Consider the following 6,632-nt stretch of genomic DNA (forward strand, 5'->3'; position numbering starts at 1 on the left):
ATTCATGAATAGAACAAGTATATGGGGGAATTGAAAGTTCAGTCGGGTGAAAAGGAGGTTGAAACACGTGAATAGAAAAGTGGAGTGCGAATAGAAGATGGAAGTTCGTGAATAGAACAAGAAAAAGTGTTAATAGAAAGGTCAAATGCGTGAATAGAATTGTGAAAAACGTGAATAGAAAAGCGGAATGCAAATAGAAACAGATTTTCTGCAAATAGAACAATACAAAGTGCAAATAGACTAGTTAATGTTACAAATATGCTGGACAATCGTGCAAATAAAAGGATAAAACCTGCAAATAGAATGAATCCTATCCCAAAATTCAAGCTACTTACACCCGAACAGCCCACCCACTGTTCTTCTTTTATGTCCAAAAAAACAGGGAATACTGGACTTGAGTGAGGTTTTTAGGCTAGTATTCATCTTAGAAGTTAGAAAGTGTTTTAAAGGAGACGGAAATGACTGAAAATCAATCTATTATTCAAGAGCTGAAACCATTTTTACAGGAAGCGTGGGGCAAGGCTGAGTTTGCGACGCCAACAGATGTACAGGCACGCACGATTCCACTTATCGTTGCTGGGCAGGATGTGATTGCTGAATCACCGACTGGTACAGGAAAAACATTAGCGTATTTGTTACCCGTTTTAAATAAAATTGATACGAAAAAACAAAATACCCAGGCGGTTATTTTGGCTTCTTCACAGGAATTGGTGATGCAAATTCTTGGTGAAGTCCAAAAATGGGGTACTGGCAGTGGAATTACTTCCACCTCAATTATCGGAGGGGCGAATCCGAAGCGACAGCTAGAAAAACTCAAAAAGAGTCCTCATTTAATTGTCGGTACTCCTGGTAGAGTCAATGAGCTTATCAAACAAAAGAAAATCAAGATGCATGAAGTGAAGACGGTCGTTCTTGATGAAGGCGATCAGCTGCTTACCCCTGAACACCGAAATACGGTTGAAAGCATCGTCAAATCGACGCTAGCCGATAGCCGTCAAGTGCTGTTATTTTCAGCGACTCTTCCGAACCATACGGAGCAGGCTGCTAGAGCCCTCACAAAGGACCCGGAAGTCATTAAAATTAAACAAGATTCTACGATTGCATCTGGAACTGTTGAACATATTTATTTTATCAGTGAACAGCGTGATAAAATTAAAGTTCTTGAGAAGTTGTCTCGTTTGGATGCGTTTAAAGGACTTGTTTTTATTAAAGATATTGGTACTCTTCAGGTGACGACGGAAAAGCTTAATTTTAAAGATATTCCGGCCATGATGCTACATAGCGAGCTAACGAAGCAACAGCGGCAAGCAAACATGAAGCAGTTCCGTGAAGGGAAAAATGAGATGCTGCTGGTAACCGATATTGCAGCTCGTGGACTTGATATTAAAGGGGTTACACATGTAGTACACTTTGATTTCCCGCGTGATCGTGAGCAGTATATTCATCGCTCAGGTCGTACTGGTCGATTCGGAGCTGAGGGTACAGTTATTAGCATCGTGAATGAGCGGGAAGAGCGTGAGTTAAAGAAGTTCTGTAAGGAATTAGGGATTACGCCTACTCAGAAAGATTTTTATAGTGGAAAGATTGTTGATGTAAGAAGCTAGCTATGGTATTTTGCCATAGCTTTTTTTCTGTGATTTTAAAGGGATTTGCATGATAATAAAAGAACTAATAGTTAACGAACTTCTCTAGAAAGGACACAAATTATATGGAAAACCCTAAATTACAAAACCTATTGGAAAATTGGCTTCCTGAGGCGACAATCGATGACATGCAAACCAAAATGGCAAGTGGTGAGTTGACCTCAAAACAGCTTGTTTTGCTGTATTTAAGCAGGATTGCTGAATTTGATAAAAGTGGACCTTCCATTAATTCTATCTTAGAAATCAATCCAGATGCACTCCACATTGCCGAGGCGTTAGACGCTGAACGCAAGGAGAAGGGTCCCCGGGGTCCGTTGCATGGGATTCCAGTCCTATTGAAGGATAATATTGATACCCATGATAAAATGCATACGAGCGCTGGTTCGCTGGCACTAGAACACTCTATTGCGCCTGATGATTCATATGTGGCCACTCAGTTAAGGGAAGCGGGTGCCATCCTGCTAGGGAAAACGAATATGACTGAATGGGCGAATTTTATGGCGGAGGATATGCCAACTGGTTACAGCTCTAGGGGTGGTCAAGTCTTAAATCCTTATGGTCCCAAAAAGTTCATTGTCGGTGGCTCTAGTGCTGGTTCAGGCGCGGCAATTGCCGCGAACTTTGCCGCTGTTGCTGTTGGAACGGAAACTTCAGGTTCAATTTTAAATCCGAGTGGCCAAAACTCACTTGTCGGCATTAAACCTACCGTTGGCCTTATTAGCAGAAGAGGAATTATTCCAATTTCTCATACTCAAGATACAGCTGGACCAATGGCAAGAAGTGTAAAGGATGCAGTCTATCTGCTGGCTGCACTTTCGGGTAGAGATGAACGTGATCCAATTACGATGACAAACAGACACACACAAGACTTCCAAAGTGCTCTTGATAAAAATGGCTTGAGGGGAGCTAAACTTGGTGTCCCACGCGATCCTGTTTTTTACGAAGGCTTATCAGAGGAAAAACGAAAAATTTTTGAAGACTCTGTGGAGAAGTTGAAGCAGCTTGGTGCGGAAATATTAGATGTAGAAATTTCTGCGGCAAAGGTAGACTGGGGATACGATGTTCTCACCTATGAGTTCAAACCAGACTTGAACGCTTATTTAAGTCAGCTTCACCCATCCGTCAAAGTCCGCAACTTAACCCAGCTCATTGCTTTTAACAAACATCATCTTGAGCGAATGTTGAAGTATGGCCAAGCTGTGCTGCTTGAGTCCGAAGCGACCAGCGGTACGCTTACAGAGAAAGAGTATATTCAGGCGCTTGAGCATGATCAATACATGTCTAAAGAACAAGGAATTGATTATGCCTTAAATAAATACGATGTCAGTGCGCTGGTCTTTCCACATGACCATGGCAGTGCTATTGCTGCGATTGCGGGTTATCCTTCGATAACAGTCCCAGCGGGCTATACCTTAGAGGGAGAGCCTTTTGGCATTACTTTTACAGGAACAGCCTATAGTGAAACCACCTTGATTCCACTTGCCTATGGGTTTGAACAAGCAACAAAGGTCCGGAAGCCACCTTTAATAGGACTGAATTCTTAAGCATAATCCATTTAAAATTGCTCAAACTAAACTTGTAATCCCTAATAAAGGAGTCGAGTGATATGGGCAGGCAAAGATACGGTAATCCAGGCGCACAGCGCAACAACAATAGAAAAAAAGGTCAGAATGTAAGCGAAGAATTGGTTGAATGGACAACGAGTGATAAGAAAAAGAACGAACCGAGTAATCCATCTGATTGATCAACAGTTAAGGCTAGCACAAAGCTGACCATAAAAGATTAAGGTGCTTTCCGTGCTAGCGGAGGCACCTTATGTGTTTTTTACTATATTTAAGGTACAATAAATGGACATGTTACTTCATTTGGAGGGAACCGTCTTGGAAAAGAAAGCCGAACAAACGCAATCAGGTCAGTTTGAGGTGGCCTTTAATCGCATACATAGATGTTTAAAAGATATGGTGAAGGATGCCCATAACGATTCCTTTGTTGAACTCTTGAATGTCGGTCAAAAAAGCCACTCCATTATCCGGAAATACAAAGATGAGCTCTATCAGTTTGCCAGGCTTAGGAATGCCATCGTTCATGAAAAGGTGGATGTTGATTATTATATTGCTGAGCCGCATATAAAAGTTGTTCGCCGGATTGAATACATTGCGACTAATTTTGAGAAGCCGCCCCTAGCAATAGCGATTTCCTCGGCTCCTGTATTTTATTATTATGAAGATGCCTATTTAAAGGATGTGCTCAAGGCCATCAATAAATTCGATTTTACTCGTTTTCCGATTTATGATAAAAATTATCAATACATTGGGCTGCTTACTGCTTCTGATATTATTCGCTGGATGGCGAAGGAAATGACTAGTAATGTGATCTCGCTAGGAAATGTAAGAGTGAGGGACTTGTTGAACAACAACAAGGAATATTATGTTGATTTTATTAAAGGAACAACAAACTTGTATGAGGTCGAAGAGATGTTTGACCAATATCATGCTCAAGATAAAAAACTACAGGCTGTTATTCTTTCTGAAGATGGCACGTCCAACAGCAAACCGAAAGCGATTTTAACTCCTTGGGATTTACTTGATCCTGAGCCAAATGGATGATTAAAGTAAAACAAGGCTTCCAATTACAGGGAGCCTTGTTTTATTTTTATCCTTCCCAAACATACTAAGGAAAAAGATGTGGGAAAGGGGATGCGATTTATGCCAGAATTGCCGGAGATGGAAACCTATCGAAGGTTGTTAAGTGAACGAATTGTTGGAAAGCCGATGACTGAGATTGAGGTAAACCGTGAAAAGAGCATTAATATCCCGCCGAGTCAATTTATTCAGGAGCTTCAAGGAAACACCATTACAAAGATTGACCGCCGAGCCAAACACCTGATTTTTCAACTAAGCTCTGGGAAAAGTCTGCTGCTTCATCTCATGCTTGGAGGCTGGATGTATCTTGGGAATGACGAAGATAACCCTGACCGGACGAAGCAGGTAATCCTTTCCTTTGGGAACGAGGAGCTTTATTTTATTGGTCTGCGATTAGGTTTTCTACACCTTTATAATGCAAAGGAACTGACCTCAGAACTGAGTGACCTTGGTCCGGAGCCACTAGATTCTACTTTTACAATAGGAAAGTTCCAAGAGATTTTCACGGAGAGGCGTGGCATGATTAAAACCACCCTTGTGAACCAAGAGGTGATTGCGGGGATCGGGAACTGCTACTCAGACGAAATCTGTTTTGAGGCTAGGATTAAGACAATCCGAAAGTTTGGTGAGCTCGAACCCTCTGAGTTTAATGCCTTATTTAATGGGATGAAAACTGTGTTCCATCGAGCCATTGAAGCCGGTGGTTATATGGACAATCCGCTATATAAAAATGATCATAAAACAGGCGGCTATAACAAGATTTGTGCCGTTTATGATCGCGAGGGTGAGCCTTGTATAAGGTGTCAAACACCAATTATTCTAGAAACGGTTTCATCTCGGAAAACGTTCTATTGCCCTAACTGCCAGAATTAATGGAGCCCTTCTATTCATTTCCTAATTATAAAAAGAGGAGAAAGCAGAATGTTTAGAGAACTGTTTTAAAAAAGAACCTATAGGGGTGAATAGAATGGACTTTAAAACAGCTGATATTTGTGATGACTTTGCGAGCAAGCTAGAGGTTTGTCAAAGTGAGTTTAAATCTTATGGGAAGAACCCGAAATTTTTCGGCCCAGTTTCGACTGTAAAGGTGTTTGAGGACAATGTTCTTGTTGTTGAAATGTTAGAGTCGATTCCGGAGGGAAGTGTCCTTGTTGTCGATGGCGGAGGCTCGCGACGCTGTGCTTTAATGGGGGACCGTCTTGGTGGGATTGCCGAGACTCGAAAGCTTGCTGGAATCATCATTAATGGTTGTGTTCGTGATTCGGAGGATTTGGCCAAGTTGGATGTTGGGATTTTTGCACTTGGAAGCAATCCGCTAAAAAGTAAGAAGGAAGGGAAAGGCGAGAAGCAGGTGACCGTTAAGTTTGGTGGGGTTGATTGGAAACCGGGGGCTTATGTTTATGCGGATCAAGACGGAGTAATTGTTTCCGACCAAAAACTTCTATAGTAAAAATTTTTAAAAAGTTGCCGGTATAAATTCACTCTTTTTTCTCATCCTAATCGAGGAAAGGAGGAGTGAATTTATGCTGAAAAAGATTATGTTAACGCTCGTTTTACTTGTCATGATTCCTACTGTATCGTTTGCCCAGCAGGTACATACGGTAAGTCGAGGGGATACCATGTGGAAAATTTCCGTTTGGTATCAGGTCGGATTGTCAGAAATCATTGGGGCAAACCCACATATTAAAAATCCAGCTTTGATTTATCCTGGTCAAAAAATTTCGATTCCGAACATCGATGCAACGAAAAGCATTGAAAATCAGGTGATCCAATTGACCAACCAGGAACGTGCAAAGCATGGCCTAAAGCCGCTAGTAGCGGATTGGGAACTTTCGCGCGTTGCTAGATACAAATCTGTTGATATGAGAGATAAAAACTACTTCCAGCATAATAGTCCAACATACGGTTCTCCGTTTGACATGATGAAAAGCTTCGGAGTCTCTTATCGAAGTGCTGGAGAAAATATTGCCGCGGGACAGCGCACACCACAAGAAGTGGTCAAAGCCTGGATGGACAGCCCAGGACACCGCGAAAATATTTTAAAAAGCGGCTACACGCATATCGGCGTCGGCCACGCAACAGGCGGATCCTACGGACATTACTGGACCCAAATGTTTATATCGAAATAATGGAAAGAACACCGGCACATTTGGCTTGCTGGTGTTTTTTTGTTTGTTCGATGAGGTGCATAGAGGGAATGTGAGAGGAGCATAAAGTCATCAATAGGTACGATTGGTGACCTAAGAAGGCACGAAAGGATGAAGAAAGGTCATTAATAAGGATGATTGAAACCCTAAGTAAGCGCAAGAGCAGTCAGAAAGGTAATCAATAAGGATGATAGGAGCCC

Annotated in this window: 7 protein-coding genes; all 7 read left to right on the forward strand. The window is 41.8% G+C overall.

Annotation, left to right across the window (positions count from 1 at the left end; all coding sequences use genetic code 11):
• The first annotated feature begins 458 nt into the window (after positions 1-458).
• On the forward strand, positions 459-1,604 hold the full coding sequence (locus tag H0185_RS15870; protein WP_221874490.1) for a DEAD/DEAH box helicase: 1,146 nt from the start codon (positions 459-461) through the stop codon (positions 1,602-1,604).
• A gap of 104 nt (positions 1,605-1,708) precedes the next feature.
• Positions 1,709-3,187: an amidase family protein gene (locus tag H0185_RS15875; protein ID WP_221874491.1), complete on the forward strand. Its 1,479-nt coding sequence runs from the start codon at positions 1,709-1,711 to the stop codon at positions 3,185-3,187.
• Between the two features lie 62 nt (positions 3,188-3,249).
• Entirely contained in the window at positions 3,250-3,387 is a 138-nt protein-coding gene (locus H0185_RS15880) for a hypothetical protein (RefSeq protein WP_221874492.1), read from the forward strand.
• 136 nt (positions 3,388-3,523) lie between these two features.
• The gene (locus H0185_RS15885) at positions 3,524-4,249 is read left to right on the forward strand and encodes a CBS domain-containing protein (protein WP_221874493.1); all 726 of its coding nucleotides are present in this window, start codon (positions 3,524-3,526) and stop codon (positions 4,247-4,249) included.
• 99 nt (positions 4,250-4,348) lie between these two features.
• Positions 4,349-5,158 carry a bifunctional DNA-formamidopyrimidine glycosylase/DNA-(apurinic or apyrimidinic site) lyase gene (gene mutM, locus H0185_RS15890; RefSeq protein WP_221874494.1) on the forward strand — a complete coding sequence of 270 codons (810 nt, stop codon included), beginning with the start codon at positions 4,349-4,351 and terminating at the stop codon, positions 5,156-5,158.
• A 94-nt stretch (positions 5,159-5,252) separates the two neighbouring features.
• Positions 5,253-5,732, forward strand: coding sequence for a ribonuclease E activity regulator RraA (gene rraA / locus H0185_RS15895; protein WP_221874495.1), 480 nt, complete (start codon positions 5,253-5,255; stop codon positions 5,730-5,732).
• A 76-nt stretch (positions 5,733-5,808) separates the two neighbouring features.
• On the forward strand, positions 5,809-6,414 hold the full coding sequence (gene safA / locus H0185_RS15900; protein ID WP_221874496.1) for a SafA/ExsA family spore coat assembly protein: 606 nt from the start codon (positions 5,809-5,811) through the stop codon (positions 6,412-6,414).
• The last annotated feature ends 218 nt before the right edge of the window (positions 6,415-6,632 follow it).

Source organism: Mesobacillus maritimus (assembly GCF_019749255.1).
Classification (GTDB): Bacteria; Bacillota; Bacilli; order Bacillales; family Cytobacillaceae; genus Mesobacillus_B; species Mesobacillus_B maritimus_A.